Genomic DNA, 18,364 nt, shown 5'->3' on the forward strand with positions numbered 1-18,364 from the left:
TTGAATCTAGATATTACTTGTTTAATTTCGTTGGATGTTAATCTACAGTGAAGTAGTTGCGAGTATTTCCGAATCTAGAAATTCTTCCTGTTGAGGACCCACATATGCAAGCTTCCATTGTTAAACCAAAGGCTTTAAGACCTGGCGATACCATTGGCGTGTTCACGCCTTCGGCTCCTTCTTACACGAGTAATGACGAGCTTTTTACAAATGGCTTAGAGGCTTTGAAAAAACAGGGATTCAAAATCAAGCTGGGATCTTTGACTGAAAAGAGAAACAGCCAAGGTTATCGCTCAGGAACTCCAGAAGAACGCGCCAAGGAATTTATGGCCCTCATCCAAGATCCGGAAGTTCGGTGTTTGATTTCAACTATAGGTGGGAATAATTCTGCCAGCATGATTCCGCATTTGGATTTCGCACGCATTCGCCAAGAACGCAAAATCATTTGCGGATTCAGTGATGTGACGTCACTGCATTTGGCCATACTCAAATATTCAGGCCTAGTCACAGTGTACGGCCCCAGTGTGATGTGTTGGTTTGGCGACTGGGAGGGAATTTCGGAAAGCACCGATTGGTGGCTAGAAGCCGTGATGAAACATCAGCAGGGTTCGCGGGTGGTTGTGTCGCCCGCACGTTGGAGCAATCACCTGCGTCGTTGGGATAATGGGGATTGGAAGAATATCCCGCGCGAATGGAAAACCAACGAAGGTTGGACAGTGCTAAATCCGGGACGTGTGGAAGCTCCTGTGCTCGCTGTAAACCTCAACACCCTGATGACGGCTGCTGGTACTTCCTACTGGCCCGATCTTAGAGGAAAAGTTTTATTGATCGAAGATATGTACGCACCGCTTAGTCGCACGGAACGACTGTTGCAGCATCTCAAGCTTGTGGGTGGTTTGGATCAGATCGGAGGCTTAATCGTCGGAAAGCCAGAGAACTATGATCAAGAGGGAGCACCATTTGGATATGATGAGTTAATCAAAGAGGTCGTCGGCCCCAGAAAGTATCCAATCGTTTCCAACTTTGACTGTTCTCACACGGTGCCGATGATCTCTATTCCGCAAATGACACCGGTCCGTTTGACGGCAGAGGGACAGACAGCACAGTTTGAATTTTTGGATGGATCGGTTGAATAGATAAAACTTGCGTGCGTTTAAATAATACGTTGGGATAGAGGAAAGGAGATTTGCAACATGAAAGCTAAGCTACCAATGATCGCGCGTATACTTTTAGGTTTTATCTTTTTTGCCTCAGGCCTTATGGGTTTGTTGAATTTGATTCCACCTCCAGCAGATCTTCCAGAGAAGTTGATCACTTTTAATACGGGGCTTATGGCTTCGGTTTACTTTTTCCCACTCTTGAAGTTGACTGAAACTATTTGCGGTTTGCTTTTAATGATTGGCTTCTTTGTTCCACTGGCGCTTGTGATTTTGGCTCCAGTTGTTTTGAACATTTTCCTGGTTCACGCTTTCTTGGCTCCAAGTGGTTTGCCGCTGGCAATTGTCTTGGGGCTTTTGATGATTTACCTTTCGTTTTTTGCGCAGCCGTATTCGGCTACGATTAAACAGTTGTTCCGCAAAAAGTAATTTTAAATAGCATTTGAAGTAAAAGCCCCCGCTCATCACGGGGCTTTTTATTTTAGTGAGGTCTGTTTTCAGTCGTTGATTTTTTGTCGGCGGCTCGCAGTTCGGCGCCACCTTTGTAGTTATGATAGGCAGCTATCTCTCCTTCGAGAGTCAAATACCAGCCCCAAGCGCCACCTTGATCGACAGCCGTTTGCACAAATCCAGGAACCGTCGCCGTGCGCGCCCAATCTCTTTGCAGTTCGCATGCAACGGAATTCCAACCCACTGGCTGTGCTCCTTTGTGGATCATGCGTTGGAGGGCAGCCCGGTGGCCTTCATGGGAATTGGCTCCAACACAATCAACTACCGGAAAAACTTCAAATCCTTCTTTAAGAGCATCCAAAGTCGGGAACAGCAAACAAGCGTCCGTCCAGAGGGCTGCAATCAAAAGTTTTTTTCTGCCGGTTGCCTTTACAGCTCTTACAAACTCTTCGTCTTCCCAGGAATTAATCGACGTGCGATCAATTGTCGGAATATCGCCTAAGACTTCTTTCAGCTGTGGAATAGTGTCGGGATTTCGTCCGTTTGAGTTATTCACCGTGCTTAAGATAATCGGCAACTTAAAATTTTTCGCCGTACTGATTAACGCGCGCATGTTATCAATCATCACTTGCCGATCCATCGACACGGTGGTGAAGACTTGAGGTGGCTGATAGTCGATAATAATCAGGGCGCAATTTTGTGGGGTCAGCAGATGATCATTTGCGGGGTCACGAACAGGTGTGCTTTTCATATGGTTCTCCTTTGAGTACATGCTTACTATCAATGAACCCGTGGTGCTTTTTCAAAGACGGCCCCTCCGAACTGTCAAAAAAAATGGGCCCTTATGGGGGATCGGTCGAGCTTGGCAGTTTCGGATGATGTAATTAAGTTCAACCTAAGACTCCAGAACGGACTAAATGGCTTTAAAGGGGAGGTCGGTTGGACTCTTAGAATTTGAGTTGAAGGTCCTCGATTTTACCCTTAAAAAGAGGGTTTTCTATCGATAAGAAATAGAGGTTTACTTTGAAATTCGAAAAGTTCCACCTGTCAGAAGACCTTCTTCGCAATCTGAATGATAATGGTTTTTTCCGTACAACCGACATTCAGTACAAAGCGATTCCTTCGATCCTCAAAGGCGAAGACGTTTTGGCCATTGCGCAAACGGGCACGGGTAAGACAGCAGCGTTTGCGATTCCGATCATCGATATGATCCATTCAAATAAAACCAGCAAACGTGTGAACGGCATTAAGTGTTTGGTGATGGTGCCGACACGTGAATTGGCACAACAGATTGGCGAAGTGTTTTTTAAACTTTCAAAACACACAAAAGTAAAAGCCTTTGCATTGTACGGTGGTGTTGAACAAGAAGCGCAAATCAAAAAGCTTCAAGACGGCATTGATATCTTAATCACGACTCCAGGCCGTATGTTCGACTTGATTGCTCAAGGTTTTATCAATGTCAGCCACCTTGAAACTTTGGTTCTCGATGAAGCCGATCACATGTTGGATTTAGGCTTTATCGAAGATATCGAATCCATTAAGCGCAAATTGCATCGCAATCATCAAACATTGTTCTTCTCGGCTACGATCAATCCGGAAATTAAAAAGCTTGCGTACTCTCAAGTTCGCAGCAGCGCGATTCGTATTCAGATTTCTCCAGATGATCCAGTTTCTAAAAACGTGTCGCACTTTATGATGAACGTTGAAATGGATGACAAACGTTTTTTCCTGGCTGAATACTTGAATCAAAATCCAGACGGAAAGTTTGTGGTTTTCGTTCGTACTCGTGTTCGTGCAGAGCGCGTGGCGAAAGCATTAGAACGCGTTGAAATCAAATCTCTGACTTTGCATGGTGAAAAAGACCAGGCCAACCGTGATGAAGTGATGAAGGCTTTCCGCAGCGGCGAATGCAAAATCTTGATTGCGACTGACATCAGCGCCCGTGGTATCGACATTCCAGACGTCACTCATGTGATTAACTATGACCTTCCCGAAAAACCTGCGAACTATGTTCATCGTATCGGTCGTACAGGTCGTGGTTTTAACAAAGGCATCGCAGTTTCTTTCTGTAGTGCCGATGAAAAACCACTGCTTGAAGATATCGAGGCACTTTTAGGTAAAAAAATCGAAGTGATCAAAGTCAGCAAAGGTGACTACGAAACAATCGTAGCGCAGCGACAAGCTCCTGCTGTAAAAAAAGACGACGATGGAATTGGCGAGCTTCAAGCATTGATCGCCATGGAAGATGAGCGCTACGAATCTATGAAGCGCAAGAAAAAGAAAAAATAATCAGGCAGAGTTCTATGGCGAAATGGACCATCTACCACAATCCACAATGTTCAAAATCTCGTGAAGCCTTGGCGATGCTGCAAGCAAAAGGCATCGCACCGGAAGTGATAGAGTATTTGAAGCAACCGCCGACGGAAAAAGAATTGTCATCCATCATTCAGAAGCTCAAAGTTCCTGCTGCAAGTTTGGTTCGTACGAAAGAAGAAATCTTTCAAGCTTTAAACTTTAATTTGGGCTCAACTGAAGCGATTATTCAAAACCTAGCAAAACATCCGAAATTGCTCGAACGACCTATCGTGATCAAAGACAACGTCGCGATCATCGCAAGACCGACGGAGTTATTAAAAGAAATCCTTTAAGGAGCTTTAAGTGGAACAAAGTATTACGGGTTACCATAAAGACTTTGAAAACCATTGGGTGGCGGAATTGGAATGCGGTCATGCGCAACACGTTCGTCACGATCCTCCTTGGATGGAAAGACCCTGGGTTACAACAGAAGAAGGTCGCAACAATCATCTCGGTGTAAAACTCAATTGCGTGCGTTGTGATGAAGCAGGAATGAAGGTCGCAAAATTGCTCATAGACGAATGCAAAAAAGCACTCTCCGAAAGCTACGAGATAGCTGGATTAAGCGGACTTTGTGATGAGGGGCGCTGGGAAGCCGCTGTCGGCTCCCTGCAAATGCTCGATCTAAATAAAATTATAAAAGAGGCGCTTCAGTCGAAGGAGCCTTCATCGCCGTAGCTTCTTGTGACAATAGATAGTTGATAACATCTGTTGCACTGTAAGAAGTCTGTCCTGGCTTCATCATGCGTGCGATGTTGTTCAAGTCATCTCCCGCAGTCAAAAGCGGCATTTCTTCTGCGCCACCGGCTTGGATTTGTCCCATGCCGATATCAGCCATCAAAGCATTGCACAGACATTTTCTGCCGACAGTGTCTTCTTCAAGACCACCTTTTTTAACGTAGTCTTTAACTGGTTCCGCCGGGCAACGTTGGCCGACAGTACCGTCTTCTTTTTTGTAAGCGTGACGAAGGTAACCTAAGTCACAAATACGTTTACGAGAGAGGTAAAGAGCTTCTTCAGAAACTGTTCCAGGCAAACGAGCCGCTTTAAACGGGAAGTTTGTTGGTGAAGAACGAGGATCTGTGAAAATCCATCCGCCTTCTGGAGCTGGTTTTGTTAAAATATCATGAATCGCTTTTTTGCGATGTTCGTCTTTCACACCTGATTCATTCGAGAATGCAAAAAGAGTTCCGACTTGAACACCGTGAGCACCCATCGCGCGAACTTCAGACAATTTCTCTGGAGTTGCGTAGTATCCCGCCATCCAGAATGGCAACTCAAGCGCACGCATTTCTTCAAGACAAACTTCATCACGAACGCCGTAAATAGGTTCGCCACGTTCATTGAGTTTCATTGGACCGCGTGGAGGAGCGTTGTGTCCGCCAGCAAGAGGTCCCTCAACGATGAAACCGTCAACACGGCCAGTGGATTTTTTTTTCAAGTTCATAGCAAGAACTGCTGAGGAAACAATCGGGAAGAAGTAAGGACGCTTCAATGGAACAAGAACAGTGTCTTCCATCACTTCTTGTGGGTTGAAAGACATAATAGCGTCTTCGCCACCTGCTACTGGAATTTTCAGAGTTGCTGTTTTGTTTTCGCTCAATAAATCTAAAGCGCCTGGGATTTCACGAGGGATGCCCGCACCCATGATCACGTAATCAACGCCAGCTAACATCGCACCATAAAGACACGCAAGATTTGGCATCTGAACTTTTTCAAGCAAGTTCAAACCAATCACGCCATCGTGACCCTCACGCGCAAGCCAGACTTCAACAAAGCACGCAGCTACTGTTAACTGCAAAAGCGCTTTTGGCGATTCTACGGAATACAAAGGGGCGCGCTTGTAAGGTTGAGTCGCGGCGCGACCGCCTTCGATAAAATATGTTTCCAAAATTTTATTGGCGATAGTTTGCGAAGGAAACGCACGAAGCCCACGGCGCACATGTCCATCCATGTCTCCATCTTGTAGGCGGCGAACCATCACAGAATTGATCGCAGTTCCAGAAACCACACCAAGCTGGCCTGTTTGAGATACTGTTTTCGCCAGTTTCCAGTCGGAAACCGCGATGCCCATGCCGCCTTGAATTACAATTGGATGAATATGTTTCATGTTTGCAATCTATCGGTGTGCGAAGGATGTCTCAACACATACATTCAACAACGCATCATGTTCAGTACTTCAAACTAGTATGGAACCCCACAAATGACCGGGATTTTGCTGAAAGGTGAGGCATTAAACAAATGGCTGTTAGCAGCGAAAGCCGCTCTGGCGCTGCGATTGAAAGCTCGAGCGAATAAATTGAATTCGATCTAATCTAATTTCTTTTCCTGTTGAAAGCACAAGATAATCAGCCTTGTTCACGATTTTAATGTCCGTAATGAGTCCGCTGTCTTGTGTGCGATTGCCATTCTCATCGAAGTGAAAAACTTCAACTTCAATTTTTTTCACCGACAAATGTTCAAGGTCATCAGTGAACTCGCACTCCACAGGCGCATACGGCTCTTGGTTTAAGTAACCGTTAATTGCCGGGCCTGGAGTGTCGTAGGTTTTGCTCATACCATATTGTCTATCGCTGACTGGGTTTTGTCTAGGAATGGAAGACGGCCTTTCAACAGCAAAAGGCCGTCGTGTATTTTACTTTCTCAACTTTTCACCGACGATCAGATAAAGTGCAAATGAAGCTCCGAATACAATGTGTGCAGCCCAGTCCCAGAACATAGGAACTTCTCTGTTCCAGATATCTGTTCCTTGCATCATGTTCATCACTGCTGGAATTAAAAGGTACGGCCCGACCATTGCAACCACGCCAACTCCAAGTCCAATTGCCAGAGCTGCCATCGGAGTTGCAGGATGAAGCTTCGAAGCAAGCACACCGTACAAAAATCCCCAAAGCAGTGAAGGTCCCAATTGGTGAAGTACGAGACCGGCGACGAATGCTCCTAAATGAAAACCTTCGAGTGCTTGTTCACCAAAAAGAACAGAGCCAATGACTTGCACGGGATAGAGCGGACTTTTTCCAAGAAACACGGCAAAAACAATCATCACGACAACTGCCATGATGAGGCCTGCTATTTGTCCGGTGATAATACCAGTCACAATAGGACGAAATTTTTCATGCGTAAATGTTGGTGTCGATGTCGTTGATTTGAGAGTGTGCTCCATATGTTCCTCCTAGTTTTGTAATTCACTTCATTCTGGTCATAGTTTCAGTCCGTATGTTAAAATGGTAAATACTGTTTAAATTGTTTAAATTAGCGGGGGGATCTATGATTGGACTTCATGCGAATCAAAAGAAGATTCTGGAATATCTTTTAGATCATTCGTCAGGAGCGACGTTAGATGAAATAGCGAAGCACCTGGGCATTACCAAAACAGCTGCTAAAGAACACGTGATCAAAATAGAGAACTTGGGCCTTCTGTCGTATGAAGACATCAAGGGTGGAGTGGGGCGTCCGCGACGTCACTATCTTCTATCTTCGGAAGGACACGAAGTTTTCCCCCGACAGTATTCATGGCTCTCAAATGTACTTTTGGAATTTCTGGCGGAAGACGTGGGGTCGGCTTCGCTCTCTCGGATGATGGAGAGTCTTGCAAAGCGTGTCAGTGAATCCATGAAGGCAAGGTTTGAAAAGAGACAAAGCACCGCAGATCTTTTAGTGGAAATTACGAAGGCTCTCAATGAACTTGGTTACCGTGCACAGCTAAAGCAGAGCGATCTCCGTAAAGGAGCGGTGATCGAGGCGACGAACTGTGTGTACCATTCGGTTGCGAAAGCTCATCCAGAACTCTGTCGTTTCGATACGAAATTTATTGAGAGTGCATCGGGTGGAATGAATGTAAAGCTCGAGAGCTGTATTGCGCGAGGGGGAGCGGTTTGTCGGTTCTGTATTCGAAAACTCGCAAAGTAAAATAAAAAGCCCAGCCGGAGCTGAGCCTTTATTTTTAGAGCTCAATTGCGATTAGTTTTTTGTGCACTTAACAGTTTCGTTCTTTCCCTGAAGAGGACCGTGGCTATAAGTTAGTGTGCCTTCTGTTTCTTGGTTGATAATCGTGCCGTCACCAACATCGCGCCAGAAATTTGTTTTAAGAGTAAAGTTTCCGCCTTGGCTGTTTTTGCCTACAGTCCAAATTTGGCCGTTAGAATCAACATCACCTTCAACATCTACATCAAGGAAGTACGCTGTGTACGCAGATTCATCGGCTGCGTCTGTTGATTTCAAGACAAATAACGACTGAGCGAATTTTGTATCTTCACCCAAATAAGGGGACTTTTCAGTCAGAACTACGTTTTTTCCAGTGCAAGTGATTGTCGCTTTCTGATCAGCGTGAGCCGATACAGAAAGACCTACGAGAGAAAGTAGAAGGATTGCTCTTTTGTTCATAAATGTCCTTTCGATTGATCGGTTCTTTATCATCCTTTAGCGATTGCAACCAATAGGCCATGCTCTACGTGCTGTAAAGCATGCTGGAGCTCTTGAAACTGTCGAGGAACTGTCGCTATACCCATTTTAGGCCTTGTTGGCCCCTTAAGGTAGGAAGGGGATCAGACAGCTTTACCCTCGGTGCTAGTCCGAGGGCTTTTGAAGACTATTTGCTATTTTTAAAGCCTAAGATGTCTACGTAAGTAATACCTTTAGCAACACCAGAAGAAGGCGTGGCTTTTTGGCCTTTGATTTGGATTTTTCCAGAATTGAAAAGTTCTTTAAATTCTGTGCGAGAAATCTCGCGAAGATTCAAATCTTCATTTTGAGCTTTGATGGCGGCAAGTAGAACTGAATCCAGGCGTTTAGCAGATCTGTTAAGCTCCAAAACAATACGGAAGGATTTTGGTGGTTGAGGAGGTACAAAGTCTTGCATACGGATTTCCTGATCGTTATGAGTCGAGCGCGGAAGATCCCATAGGATGGGGAGAGGGGCAAGCGGCTTGTGCCGTTTCTGTAGTTTTTTTGCTCTTAAAGCTATGATATTTTTGAGTATATATGGCTTTTCTCGAGACCGATCGCCTGATTCTACGTTTATGGAGACCTGAGGACCTCGATCCTTTCGCCGCCCTATGCGCAGACCCTGAGGTGATGGAGTATTTTCCAGCTCCGCTCACTCGCGAAGAAACCGCGGCAATGATCGGTCGTATGGTGGAAATGCATAAAAAAGACGGCCTCTGCTTTATGGCATGTGATCGCAAAGACACCGGTGAGTTTATCGGGTTTGTTGGTTTGAAAATGTCAGATATTATTCATGACGATCAGTTCGCACCGAGTTTTGAAATTGGCTGGCGCCTAGCTCGCAAGCATTGGGGCGAAGGGTTTGCTCCCGAAGCGGCTCGCGCAGTTTTGCATTATGCATTTGACGTCTTAAAGGCTCCAGAAGTTGTCGCAATGACAGCGGTTGAAAATTTGAAATCTCGAAAAGTGATGGAAAAAATCGGAATGACCTATAACCCGAAAGATGACTTTGATCATCCAAGCGTTGAAGCGGGTCATCCGTTACGTCGTCATGTTCTTTATCGTATTAAACCGGGACAGATAAAGTAAAGTACCCGTGCAGGGACTTTTCTCATCGTTTTACTTTTGAATTTCATGATCTATCCTTTCACTTTGTATCTGACAAAGAGAATACCGCTTTTGCCGGTGCTCGAAGAAATCACTTCGAGATCTTGTTTGCGACTGCCTTCTCGGAAGAAGCGCTTACCTTCACCAAGAACTAAGGGATGGATCATCAAAAAATATTCATCGACGAGATTCTCGCGCATCAGCGTTTGACAAAAGTCTCCGCTGCCAAAGACGTAAATATCTTTTCCCGGCTCTGCTTTGATTTTTTTAATACTTTTTGTGATATCCAGATCGAGTAGTATGGAATTTTCCCACTCTGTTTTTTTCAAGGTTCTTGAAGCCACGTACTTGGTGATCTTATTCATAAAATCACCAAAGACGGGAACTTCTCGCCCGACAGTCGGCCAGTAAGCGGCAAAGATATCATAGGTTTTGCGGCCGATGAGAAGCGCTCCTGCTTTCTCCATTTCTTTGGAAACGGCGTCATCATCCCCGAAGAATGGAACTTGCCAGCCGCCGTATTTAAATCCGTTTTCAGGATCTTCGTCCTTGCCACCCGGAGCTTGCATGACCCCGTCGAGGGTGAGGAATGATATAACGATGAGTTTTCGCATAGGCATAGAGATAGATCTCCGAGAGGTTGATTAATAAACGTTAGTACTCTTCGCAAAAGTGGTCACTATGTAAAAGTCGGACATGAGACAGTAACCGTGGGTGAGGTCGTTGGACTTCGATACACAGTACGCGCTTCGCACTCGCGCTTGGTATTGTTTAATTAAGGGCATATGGACACTGTTAAATCCTCGTAGGATCATTTAGAAAACCAATTGGGAACACTCTTGAACATTTCATCGCGGTCTCAAAAATACTATGCTCTTTTGCTAGCATTCATCGCGGGTTTTCTTTCCCTTTCGATCGAAGTCTTAGGTACACAAATTGCTTTTTCTTTTTACGCAAGTTCTTCAGAAGCACTAGCGGTCAGCCTCTGCGCATTTCTGACCGGTCTTGCGACTGCAAGTTGGCTTTCTCATCGTTACAACGAAACCTTTCTGAGAACTTTTGAAAAGCTGATGGTGTGGACTCTCTTTGTGCTTTCCACTTTTGTGGGAATCGTTCTAGCTCACTTCGATAGTTTGCAGCTGAATTTGATTCGATTGAGTTCGAGCATCAGTGGATCTCATAACTTTTTTAATATTGGTTTTGGTGTCTTATGCTTCCTTTATCTTTTTATTCCAGCTGTTCTTATTGGAATTTTGTTTCCGCTAGCGAATGACAAGTTGTCGAAGCTAAAAATTTCGACGGGGAAAGTGAATCTTGTCGATTTGATCGGTGCGGTTGCGGGAACATTGCTGACCGGTTTTGTGTTTATTCCTTATCTCGGCGTGAGTCGATCTTTTGCGTTGGTAAGTTTTGTGAGTCTCTTTGTAGCCTTTTTGATTTCAGGGCAGATCAGCCGCAAATATCAAGTTGCCAGTTTTGTTTTGTTTTTAGTTTTGGCTCCGTTTGCTAAAAGCGTTTATGAAACGAAGTACGTCAGCGTAACGAATCCAAGCGCCGAGATTCTTTATCAAGAAGATTCAAAATTCGGTAAAGTCACAATTGTAAAAAACAATATCGGGATGAACGAGAACAAAGAGCTTTTCATTAACTATCGAATCATGTGTCGCACGAGTGTTCGTCTTGCCGAGGATAGTTTGGCGTCGCTTTCTTTCCGTAAGGTCGAGCAGCCTCATATGAATGTCCTTAATATAGGTTTAGGCTGCGGTTTTACGGCTTCGACTGTTTTGAAGAGCTATGCGGATCTAAGTTTGGATATTGCCGAAATCAACGAAAAGGTTGCCAAGGGAACAGCTACTTACTTCCGTAAAGAAAACAATGCTGTCTTAGAAGATCCGCGCGTTCGACTTATTATTGAGGATGGTTATAACGTTTTGAAAACAAGTTCTAAAACTTACAACCGCATCTTTATTGATATCGAAGAACCCACGATCATTCAAAGTAGTGCCCTGTTTACCGAAGACGGGATGAGGCTTGCAAAGCAGCGACTCGCAAAAGACGGCATTTTCGGCCTGTGGTCTTTTGATCAGAAAGAAACGGCAAAAATTATTTTGAATACGATGCGGAAGCAATGGAAGTACGCTGCGGTTTATCCGATCGCGGAGTCTTTGGTGTATTTTGCCTCTGATAATGAACTGCCAGATGCCAGTGAAGTTACTGATTTGAATCGCAGAAAAGAAATCGAAGACGTGCCTTTGGATATAATTGCAACCGTGACGAATAATCCTTATCCGCGGTATTTTGATGTGAATAAGGTTATGCATATTCCCGCTGGAAATGTTGAGCCTAACGAGATGAAAGCCGCTCGGTAATTGATAAGAAACCTCATGCTAAGCTCCACAAGGACTCCTCAATAACTTGTATTTTCAAGTATCGTTGCATCTAATGTATTTACAAAACTTTGCGAAGTTCGGGAGGGATAAGATGTGCAAGACGATAAAACAAAAGGTCCATTTTAAGGCTCCCCCCGAGGTGATTTACAGTTTGCTCACAGATTCCAAAAAGTATGCGGCCTTAACGGGTAAAAAAGCCAAGATTGGAAAGTCGGCTGGAGCTCCATTTTCAGTTTATGGTGGGCAGGCGACAGGAATAATTGTGGAGCTTGTTCGCAATAAAAGAATTGTCCAGGCTTGGAGAGGGCATAGCTTTCCTGAAGGCATATTCTCAATGGCAACTTTCAACTTGAAGCCGACTACTAAGAACGGCACAGAGCTTGTTTTGATCCATCGAGGAGTGCCCAAGGAAATGATTCCTTCTATTGAGCTCGGGTGGCGCAAGTACAACTGGGATCCTATTAAAAGCTATTTGGAAAAGCACGAGTAGGAACAGAGCTGGCTCACCGTCGACATATTCCGACAGGGGACATAGTGCTAAAGAGATGACAGTGGATCAAGGATCGAAAAAAAGTTCCTTGGTTTGCACTGCCTATCGAATAAATATAGATCGATCTTGGCTTTGAAAAAGCATAATCTAGTTTGCGGAAGACGCATTAGTATCATCGCCGTTTTTCCCTTTATATCGCCAGACGCTACGCATTAAAAATAGTGAAGTAATCTTAAATTTCCTCTTGCCGTTCGCTGTACAATTTCGTTTCATATAAGCAATCGTTAGCTAATATTAGCTAATGGTTTGGGTGTCAAAAAAACGAGGGATGAGACTATGAGCAACATTTTAACATTTGGGACCTTTGGTGAATGTATAAGAAGCCTCAGGATCAATGCTGCAAAATCAATGGGCCAAGTGGCTCGTGAGCTTGGAATCAGCACGGTTTATTGGTCGGAAGTGGAAAGTGGAAAGAAGTCGGCTTTTCCTCCAGGAAAAGTAGCGATGTCGTTACTTGCTGAAGTGTTAGGTACTTCAGAGGAGCTATTGAGAATAACAGCAGAAGCTGATCGTGAAAAACGAAAGCTAACAAGGGCTTTCGAATGTGAAGCTGAGTACGCGGATCTTGCTGTCGCATTTGGCAGACGAATAAATAAGAAGGATCTCACTGAGGCACAGATGATCAAGATTAGAGATATCTTGAATAATAAAGAGGGGTAAGATGGATTTTACAGAAATGCCAGTTCCTGTCGTACCGGGGCTTTCAAGGAAGCAGATCGAGCAATCGGCACTGGAGTTTTTATTGATTGTAGCACCGGAATGCCTCGAGGCGCCGGTGCCTGTGCCTGTAAGGGAAATTTTCGAGGACCGTCTTGATGTTTTCGACTATAAAGCATTGGTCGGAAAAAACATCAAAGGATTAGATGGAGTTACAAACGTAACGAAACGTGAGGTTACACTTCCCAGCGCTACATACAAGCGCCTTGAGAATGGCGACTGTCGTGCGCGCTTTACGTTGGCGCACGAGTTTGGCCATATGATCCTCCACGGAAATTTGGCATTAACGCAAGACCTGGCTTCGGCAGATAGCGTGATGTTTGCGAGACGTTCACAGCTAAGAGCCTTTGAGGATCCAGAATGGCAAGCGAATGCATTTGGAGCGGCGGTATTGATGCCTTATCCAATGATGAGGTTACTGTATAAGCAGGGTCTGATGTCAGTGGAAAACGTTATGGAAACGTTTCATGTGTCTGAACCAGCGGCAAAGTTACGTGTTACACAGTTAAAAACTGAATTTATGAAATAAAAAAAGCAGCTTTGCGAGAGCTGCTAGTTTTATGCCGGGATCAAGGATCGACCCAGACTAGGTTGTTTACTTTGTTTTGCCAGTTCGTGCTGTGCAAGGCAAGGGGTTCTTTTCGGGTCGAGTCCTCCCCCGTCATGGGAAGGAGGTACCTATGAAATTGTGTCCAAAATGCAATCAAATGGCAGATCGTGAATGTCCAGTGGGAATGAAGCGCGTATTCACGCCAAGTATTACCAAGAACGGCAAAACGGTCTATCCACGCAATGGATCATGTTTCGTTTTTTGTGTAGCGCCTGACAAGGCGTAAGCAAATGGTGGAGCACGAACTCCACCAATACTTACTTAATTCATAGATAATTACATCGATCAGAAAGGTTAAATATCATGGCAAAGAACAACAATAACAAACACGTCGTCCCTTCTGGAAATGGCTGGGCTGTCAAAACTGCGGGATACACGGTCTCACGCCAGCCGACTCAGAAAGCTGCAATTTCAACCGCAACCAACATGGCGAAAAGTGATCGCAGTGAAGTGGTAATTCATGGTCGCGACGGAAAAATTCGCGAGAAAAACAGTTACGGTAACGATCCGAGAAAAATTAAAGGATGATCCTTTTAAAACCCCCTGCGCAGTTCGCACTCCGCGCTGCGCAGGGGGTTTATGTATTGTATCTGGACGGTTGATGTTGAGTTAACAACTTGCTGGCGGTGTTCAGGAATATTTAAACTAGTCAGCAAGTTGTTTCTTCAGTGACTGATGTTCTTATTCATCTGTACAAGGTAAGAGCCTCCCGTTTCAAATTTCAGGTGAGTGGCTTGCTTTGAAGCAATTAGCTGTGCTATCTTAGCTCTTCGTTTTGAATGCGGAGAGGTGGCCGAGTGGCTGAAGGCGCACGCTTGGAAAGCGTGTTTAGGTCAAAAGCCTAACGAGGGTTCGAATCCCTCTCTCTCCGCCAGTTTTTTGCTTAATTTCGGCCAGGCACTTCTCGCTCAAAGAAACTCAAGTTTAGTCCGATACGAACTTACATGGGATTTTCAAAGAAACTTCAAACCATAAAGCTTTAACATGACTGTAGACAACTTTATTGCGGCTCAATTACGCGAACTTCAAGAGAACGGACATACTAGCCCTGAATATAGTGATCTATATTCAAATATCAAACACAGTGCTTTGAAGACAGTCCTAGCATCACTTCATTCTCGATTCATCGGACTATTTAAATTAATGAATGACCGACTTCCAACGCGTGAGCACACCGCACACTTTTGGGCAGACCCAAGCCGAAATCTAATTTCCGCTATAGATATGACGACAAGCTTACAGCGCGCACTCAAGAGTTCCGAGCATTCATTTGAAGTTGACGAGTACTACAGCAAATTATTCGACAAGTGCATGACCTTCTTACGCTCGGGCGGCGGTAGCATTATTCCCGAAAACACCGAAAAAGTCGACCTCTATTATACTCTCCCGATTTTCACGCCCTCCTCTTCGCAAAAGATCTTAAGAAAAGACCATGCTTTTCACGCGTCACTCAAACATATTGGTGGAGGTTCATACGCAAACATCTACAAATTTCACGATGACTTCTTCCAACATAACTTCGCCTTAAAGAGGGCTAAACCTGACTTAACAGCAAAAGAACGGGAGCGCTTTAAAAGAGAGTTCACTGAAATGAAAAACCTTTGCTCACCATATATACTTGAGGTCTATAGCTTTGACGAAAGTAGATTTCAGTACGTAATGGAATACATGGATTACTCGCTTGAAACATATATCCAAAAGTTCAATTCTGAGATTAAAGTGGAAGTGCGTAAGAGCGTTGTGCTTCAGGTCCTGAAAGCTTTCGCGTATCTGCATTCCAAAAACCTAGTCCATCGAGACATTAGCCCCAAGAACGTACTACTTAAGAAATACGATGATGTTCTCGTTGTAAAAATATCAGACTTTGGCTTGGTCAAAACGCCAGATAGCACTCTGACTTCCGCAAGTACGGAGATGAAAGGATATTTCAACGATCCGGCTTTAGTAACTGAAGGCTTTGACAGCTACAAAGTAATTCACGAGACCTACGCTTTAACGAAGCTAATATTTTACATTATGACAGGGAAAACAAATACAGTAAAAATTCCTAATGCTCATATGAATGCCTTCGTAACCACAGGTTTGCATCCCCAAACTAACAAAAGATACCAAAATATCGACGAAATAACCGAGGCATTCAGGGAACTATGTAGGAAGATGGGCTTTTAGGGCTAGTCGAACATTTTAAGAGTAACTCGTCTAAAGTAAAAACTATTTAATCCGATAATTGGTTATGGCAAATAACGATCCAAATTTGATCGATGACGAAAAAACTGGCGATATAGACGTCGCCGCATTACGGACTGCACTGAAGAGACGTTCTAGTTTGTGGACTACGTTCACCATGGCTGTTGGCACACTGGTGGCAATGCTATTGTCGGTTTCCGGTTTATTTCTTACTACAGAAAAGCGTGATGTCGTCCGCGTACCAATGACATACCAAGATGATGAAATTCGGGAACTAAAAATGGAAGTGGCTAGCCTGCGTGAAATCGTTAAGATAACACCCAAGGCGCCGTCGTCAAGCCAGCTTGAAATGTCGAAACGATTGGAAACCTTAAATAGAAAAATAGAGATGTATGAAAAAACTATGGGAAGTGACCCTGAGAAACTTTTAGCGATCCCTATATTGCGAAAAGATATGGAGCTTGCAGAGGTAAAAATGCGTAATGCGCTGGACATTATCAGCAAGGATGTTGAGAGAATCGATTCCTATTTTAAAATCTTGTTCGCTTCAATTGGTTCAGCAGTTATAGCTATGCTTTCATATGTCTTGCAAAACGACTCTGTCAGAAAGTCAATTTTAGACGCCATCACCAAATCTTCAAAAAGTTGATCACAGCTGTATATTCGCTGGGGCAGTCCTCGATACAGATAATTTTTTGACGCAGCTAAGTTGTGATGTTATCTACTAGTGCCCGCTAAATTTGACCTTCTATTGCTACGACAATTATTCGCTGAAGTATTCGTACAGATCTTCGCGCGAAAGTTTCTTATAGTGGCGTTCCTGGCGGTTTTTGCGGATTTTGACATCAATAAAGTTCCAATAAACGATTTGATACACCAAAAAACCAAAAATCCCGGTTGATACCATCGTCAAAGTTCCACGAATCGATTCCCACTCATTCATCGCTGTGAACAAGAGCAATGGATGCATCATAAATAAAATCGCATGCAGCCACATTTCCTCAGCGGAGCAGAATTTTCTATGAACCCATTCGTCTTTCGTCACGAACACGCAACTAAAACCTGCCATCACATAATAAATGATTTCTGTTGTTGGCGTTCGATTCGTAAGAGCTAAAAACATTAAGCATGCAATCACAGTAAACGTATCAATCGGATGACCAATGCGCTCCCAGCGGGGGAGTCCGCGTTTTCTATGAAAAATCATTTCGTCGGCGATGATTGCTGCACCTTGGATAATTGAAACCACAACAAACGCACTCATAATTTCTCCATCAAACTTCCGCACACAGTCAGTCCCGGACCGAAGGCATAACTTACTATTGGTGTACCTGATGGGACTTCAGGATCGTTCAAGATTTTTTCCCATAGATGTGGCAATGTTGCCGACGACATATTTCCGCGACTGCGTAACAGCGCACGGCTGGCATTGACTTGTTCTGGTTTCAAACGAAGTTGCTCGACGACTTGATCAATAATTTTTGGACCACCGGGGTGAACGGCGAAAATCGCGCGATCGGCGATATCGGCCAGATCATATCCGCGCGAGCTTAACCATCGAGTTGTAAAGTCTCGGATTTTTTTTCCAACCATCATCGGAACGTCTTTGGACAAGGTCATTTTCATTCCCCAATCCGAAACCATCCACTCCATCGCGCCAACGGTGTCAGGAATAAGTTCTTCGTATAAAGAATGAATCTTAAAGCCTTTTTCTGGAACTTGCGAACTCATCGAGTAGGCAATACAGCCATCGGCAAAAAGACTTTGAATCACCATTTGCTCTAAAGATGGATCTTGCGGATTTAAATGCAGACTGCAAAGCTCGGTGTGAACAAGGTCGACACTTTTTTTCCGACCCAAAATATTTTCATTCGCTAGAAAACCTGAGGCCATCCGCAGGGCAGGGAAAGCGCCATAACAACCCATATGATACGAGTGAGTGACGGTGACAGGTTTCGGAGCGCGAACGGCTGCCATTTGTGCTGCACTCGGTGAAACATAGCCGGTGCAGCTCACATGTATTAAGTCATCGGGGAATTCCCGTTCCGAATAAATACGATCAAACAGTTTCGTCACGGTGGCGTGATAAAACTCATGGCGGTGATGCATGCTCACTCCATGACGTTGGGTATTTACGGGATATATTTTTTGCTGTTCCCAATCTTGGTGCTCAACATCGGGTATAAAAAAATAACGTTTTTCAATCTGCGCTTCCGAACAACCGACTCGATTGAGCATCTTTAGATAATCCTCTTGCGAGTAGTCTTGCTGCTCCTGCGCCGTCTTATGGGCTGCAGACAGCCATTGCAAACATTCAGATTGAGTTCTTAAGTAAGGCGGTAAAATTGAGTGGAAGTTTTGTAAGTACATGCTCAAAGGCTAGTTGAGCGACTTAGAT

The 18,364-nt window shown here is 44.3% G+C and carries 24 protein-coding genes and 1 tRNA gene; 16 read left to right on the forward strand and 9 right to left on the reverse strand.

Annotated elements, in window-relative coordinates:
* Positions 1 to 104: 104 nt before the first annotated feature.
* Both ACLWOR_RS08700 and ACLWOR_RS08705 read left to right on the forward strand, forming a co-directional pair.
* A complete protein-coding gene (locus tag ACLWOR_RS08700; protein ID WP_413940308.1) occupies positions 105 to 1,136 on the forward strand; it encodes a S66 peptidase family protein in 1,032 nt (343 codons plus the stop codon).
* Between the two features lie 57 nt (positions 1,137 to 1,193).
* Positions 1,194 to 1,586, forward strand: coding sequence for a DoxX family membrane protein (locus ACLWOR_RS08705; RefSeq protein ID WP_413940309.1), 393 nt, complete (start codon positions 1,194 to 1,196; stop codon positions 1,584 to 1,586).
* Positions 1,587 to 1,638: 52 nt separating this feature from the next.
* On the opposite strand, the gene ACLWOR_RS08710 is transcribed toward ACLWOR_RS08705, so the two are convergent.
* Positions 1,639 to 2,358 (reverse strand): hydrolase, encoded by a 720-nt coding sequence (locus ACLWOR_RS08710; protein ID WP_413940310.1) that lies wholly within the window; start codon positions 2,356 to 2,358, stop codon positions 1,639 to 1,641.
* Positions 2,359 to 2,630: 272 nt separating this feature from the next.
* Here ACLWOR_RS08710 and ACLWOR_RS08715 point away from each other — a divergent pair, with 272 nt between their 5' ends.
* From ACLWOR_RS08715 to ACLWOR_RS08725, 3 genes are read left to right on the forward strand one after another with little or no spacing between them, the layout of a single operon-like run.
* Positions 2,631 to 3,896 carry a DEAD/DEAH box helicase gene (locus tag ACLWOR_RS08715; protein ID WP_413940311.1) on the forward strand — a complete coding sequence of 422 codons (1,266 nt, stop codon included), beginning with the start codon at positions 2,631 to 2,633 and terminating at the stop codon, positions 3,894 to 3,896.
* 14 nt (positions 3,897 to 3,910) lie between these two features.
* On the forward strand, positions 3,911 to 4,255 hold the full coding sequence (gene arsC, locus ACLWOR_RS08720; protein ID WP_413940312.1) for an arsenate reductase (glutaredoxin): 345 nt from the start codon (positions 3,911 to 3,913) through the stop codon (positions 4,253 to 4,255).
* A 10-nt stretch (positions 4,256 to 4,265) separates the two neighbouring features.
* Positions 4,266 to 4,640: a DUF3565 domain-containing protein gene (locus tag ACLWOR_RS08725; protein ID WP_413940313.1), complete on the forward strand. Its 375-nt coding sequence runs from the start codon at positions 4,266 to 4,268 to the stop codon at positions 4,638 to 4,640.
* On the opposite strand, the gene ACLWOR_RS08730 is transcribed toward ACLWOR_RS08725, so the two are convergent.
* The 3 genes from ACLWOR_RS08730 to ACLWOR_RS08740 form a co-directional block, all read right to left on the reverse strand.
* Positions 4,597 to 6,072 carry a nitronate monooxygenase gene (locus tag ACLWOR_RS08730; protein WP_413940314.1) on the reverse strand — a complete coding sequence of 492 codons (1,476 nt, stop codon included), beginning with the start codon at positions 6,070 to 6,072 and terminating at the stop codon, positions 4,597 to 4,599. The two genes, ACLWOR_RS08725 and ACLWOR_RS08730, sit on opposite strands and share 44 nt — an antisense overlap.
* 138 nt (positions 6,073 to 6,210) lie before the next feature.
* Positions 6,211 to 6,519, reverse strand: coding sequence for a hypothetical protein (locus ACLWOR_RS08735; RefSeq protein WP_413940315.1), 309 nt, complete (start codon positions 6,517 to 6,519; stop codon positions 6,211 to 6,213).
* A gap of 78 nt (positions 6,520 to 6,597) precedes the next feature.
* Entirely contained in the window at positions 6,598 to 7,125 is a 528-nt protein-coding gene (locus ACLWOR_RS08740) for a hypothetical protein (RefSeq protein ID WP_413940316.1), read from the reverse strand.
* A 104-nt stretch (positions 7,126 to 7,229) separates the two neighbouring features.
* Here ACLWOR_RS08740 and ACLWOR_RS08745 point away from each other — a divergent pair, with 104 nt between their 5' ends.
* Positions 7,230 to 7,871 (forward strand): helix-turn-helix transcriptional regulator, encoded by a 642-nt coding sequence (locus ACLWOR_RS08745; protein WP_413940317.1) that lies wholly within the window; start codon positions 7,230 to 7,232, stop codon positions 7,869 to 7,871.
* A 51-nt stretch (positions 7,872 to 7,922) separates the two neighbouring features.
* Here ACLWOR_RS08745 and ACLWOR_RS08750 read toward each other — a convergent pair whose 3' ends face one another.
* Together ACLWOR_RS08750 and ACLWOR_RS08755 are read right to left on the reverse strand one after the other, a co-directional pair.
* Positions 7,923 to 8,345: a hypothetical protein gene (locus ACLWOR_RS08750; protein ID WP_413940318.1), complete on the reverse strand. Its 423-nt coding sequence runs from the start codon at positions 8,343 to 8,345 to the stop codon at positions 7,923 to 7,925.
* A gap of 205 nt (positions 8,346 to 8,550) precedes the next feature.
* Positions 8,551 to 8,820 carry a hypothetical protein gene (locus ACLWOR_RS08755; protein ID WP_413940319.1) on the reverse strand — a complete coding sequence of 90 codons (270 nt, stop codon included), beginning with the start codon at positions 8,818 to 8,820 and terminating at the stop codon, positions 8,551 to 8,553.
* Between the two features lie 122 nt (positions 8,821 to 8,942).
* Here ACLWOR_RS08755 and ACLWOR_RS08760 point away from each other — a divergent pair, with 122 nt between their 5' ends.
* On the forward strand, positions 8,943 to 9,494 hold the full coding sequence (locus tag ACLWOR_RS08760; RefSeq protein WP_413940320.1) for a GNAT family N-acetyltransferase: 552 nt from the start codon (positions 8,943 to 8,945) through the stop codon (positions 9,492 to 9,494).
* A gap of 50 nt (positions 9,495 to 9,544) precedes the next feature.
* Here ACLWOR_RS08760 and ACLWOR_RS08765 read toward each other — a convergent pair whose 3' ends face one another.
* Positions 9,545 to 10,126 (reverse strand): dihydrofolate reductase family protein, encoded by a 582-nt coding sequence (locus ACLWOR_RS08765; RefSeq protein ID WP_413940758.1) that lies wholly within the window; start codon positions 10,124 to 10,126, stop codon positions 9,545 to 9,547.
* Between the two features lie 264 nt (positions 10,127 to 10,390).
* On the opposite strand from ACLWOR_RS08765, the gene ACLWOR_RS08770 reads away from it, so the two are divergent.
* The 9 genes from ACLWOR_RS08770 (at position 10,391) to ACLWOR_RS08810 (ending at position 16,615) form a co-directional block, all read left to right on the forward strand.
* Entirely contained in the window at positions 10,391 to 11,881 is a 1,491-nt protein-coding gene (locus ACLWOR_RS08770; RefSeq protein ID WP_413940321.1) for a spermidine synthase, read from the forward strand.
* 112 nt (positions 11,882 to 11,993) lie between these two features.
* Positions 11,994 to 12,392, forward strand: a complete 399-nt coding sequence (locus ACLWOR_RS08775; protein WP_413940322.1) for an SRPBCC domain-containing protein — start codon at positions 11,994 to 11,996, stop codon at positions 12,390 to 12,392.
* A gap of 336 nt (positions 12,393 to 12,728) precedes the next feature.
* Complete coding sequence (locus tag ACLWOR_RS08780) at positions 12,729 to 13,112, forward strand: helix-turn-helix domain-containing protein (RefSeq protein WP_413940323.1); 384 nt, start codon at positions 12,729 to 12,731, stop codon at positions 13,110 to 13,112.
* Between the two features lies 1 nt (position 13,113).
* Positions 13,114 to 13,698, forward strand: coding sequence for an ImmA/IrrE family metallo-endopeptidase (locus tag ACLWOR_RS08785; RefSeq protein WP_413940324.1), 585 nt, complete (start codon positions 13,114 to 13,116; stop codon positions 13,696 to 13,698).
* Positions 13,699 to 13,849: 151 nt separating this feature from the next.
* Positions 13,850 to 14,005, forward strand: a complete 156-nt coding sequence (locus ACLWOR_RS08790; protein WP_413940325.1) for a hypothetical protein — start codon at positions 13,850 to 13,852, stop codon at positions 14,003 to 14,005.
* Positions 14,006 to 14,082: 77 nt separating this feature from the next.
* Positions 14,083 to 14,307 carry a DUF2188 domain-containing protein gene (locus ACLWOR_RS08795; RefSeq protein WP_413940326.1) on the forward strand — a complete coding sequence of 75 codons (225 nt, stop codon included), beginning with the start codon at positions 14,083 to 14,085 and terminating at the stop codon, positions 14,305 to 14,307.
* 255 nt (positions 14,308 to 14,562) lie between these two features.
* Positions 14,563 to 14,653: transfer RNA gene (locus ACLWOR_RS08800), tRNA-Ser, on the forward strand.
* A gap of 110 nt (positions 14,654 to 14,763) precedes the next feature.
* Positions 14,764 to 15,948, forward strand: coding sequence for a protein kinase family protein (locus ACLWOR_RS08805; protein WP_413940327.1), 1,185 nt, complete (start codon positions 14,764 to 14,766; stop codon positions 15,946 to 15,948).
* 64 nt (positions 15,949 to 16,012) lie between these two features.
* On the forward strand, positions 16,013 to 16,615 hold the full coding sequence (locus tag ACLWOR_RS08810) for a hypothetical protein (RefSeq protein WP_413940328.1): 603 nt from the start codon (positions 16,013 to 16,015) through the stop codon (positions 16,613 to 16,615).
* Positions 16,616 to 16,729: 114 nt separating this feature from the next.
* Here ACLWOR_RS08810 and ACLWOR_RS08815 read toward each other — a convergent pair whose 3' ends face one another.
* Positions 16,730 to 17,230, reverse strand: coding sequence for a hypothetical protein (locus ACLWOR_RS08815; RefSeq protein ID WP_413940329.1), 501 nt, complete (start codon positions 17,228 to 17,230; stop codon positions 16,730 to 16,732).
* Positions 17,227 to 18,336, reverse strand: a complete 1,110-nt coding sequence (locus tag ACLWOR_RS08820) for a 3-oxoacyl-[acyl-carrier-protein] synthase III C-terminal domain-containing protein (protein WP_413940330.1) — start codon at positions 18,334 to 18,336, stop codon at positions 17,227 to 17,229. Before ACLWOR_RS08820 ends, ACLWOR_RS08815 begins: the two co-directional genes overlap by 4 nt.
* Between the last annotated feature and the right edge of the window lie 28 nt (positions 18,337 to 18,364).

This window comes from Bdellovibrio sp. HCB2-146, assembly GCF_047345725.1.
Taxonomy (GTDB): Bacteria; Bdellovibrionota; Bdellovibrionia; order Bdellovibrionales; family Bdellovibrionaceae; genus Bdellovibrio.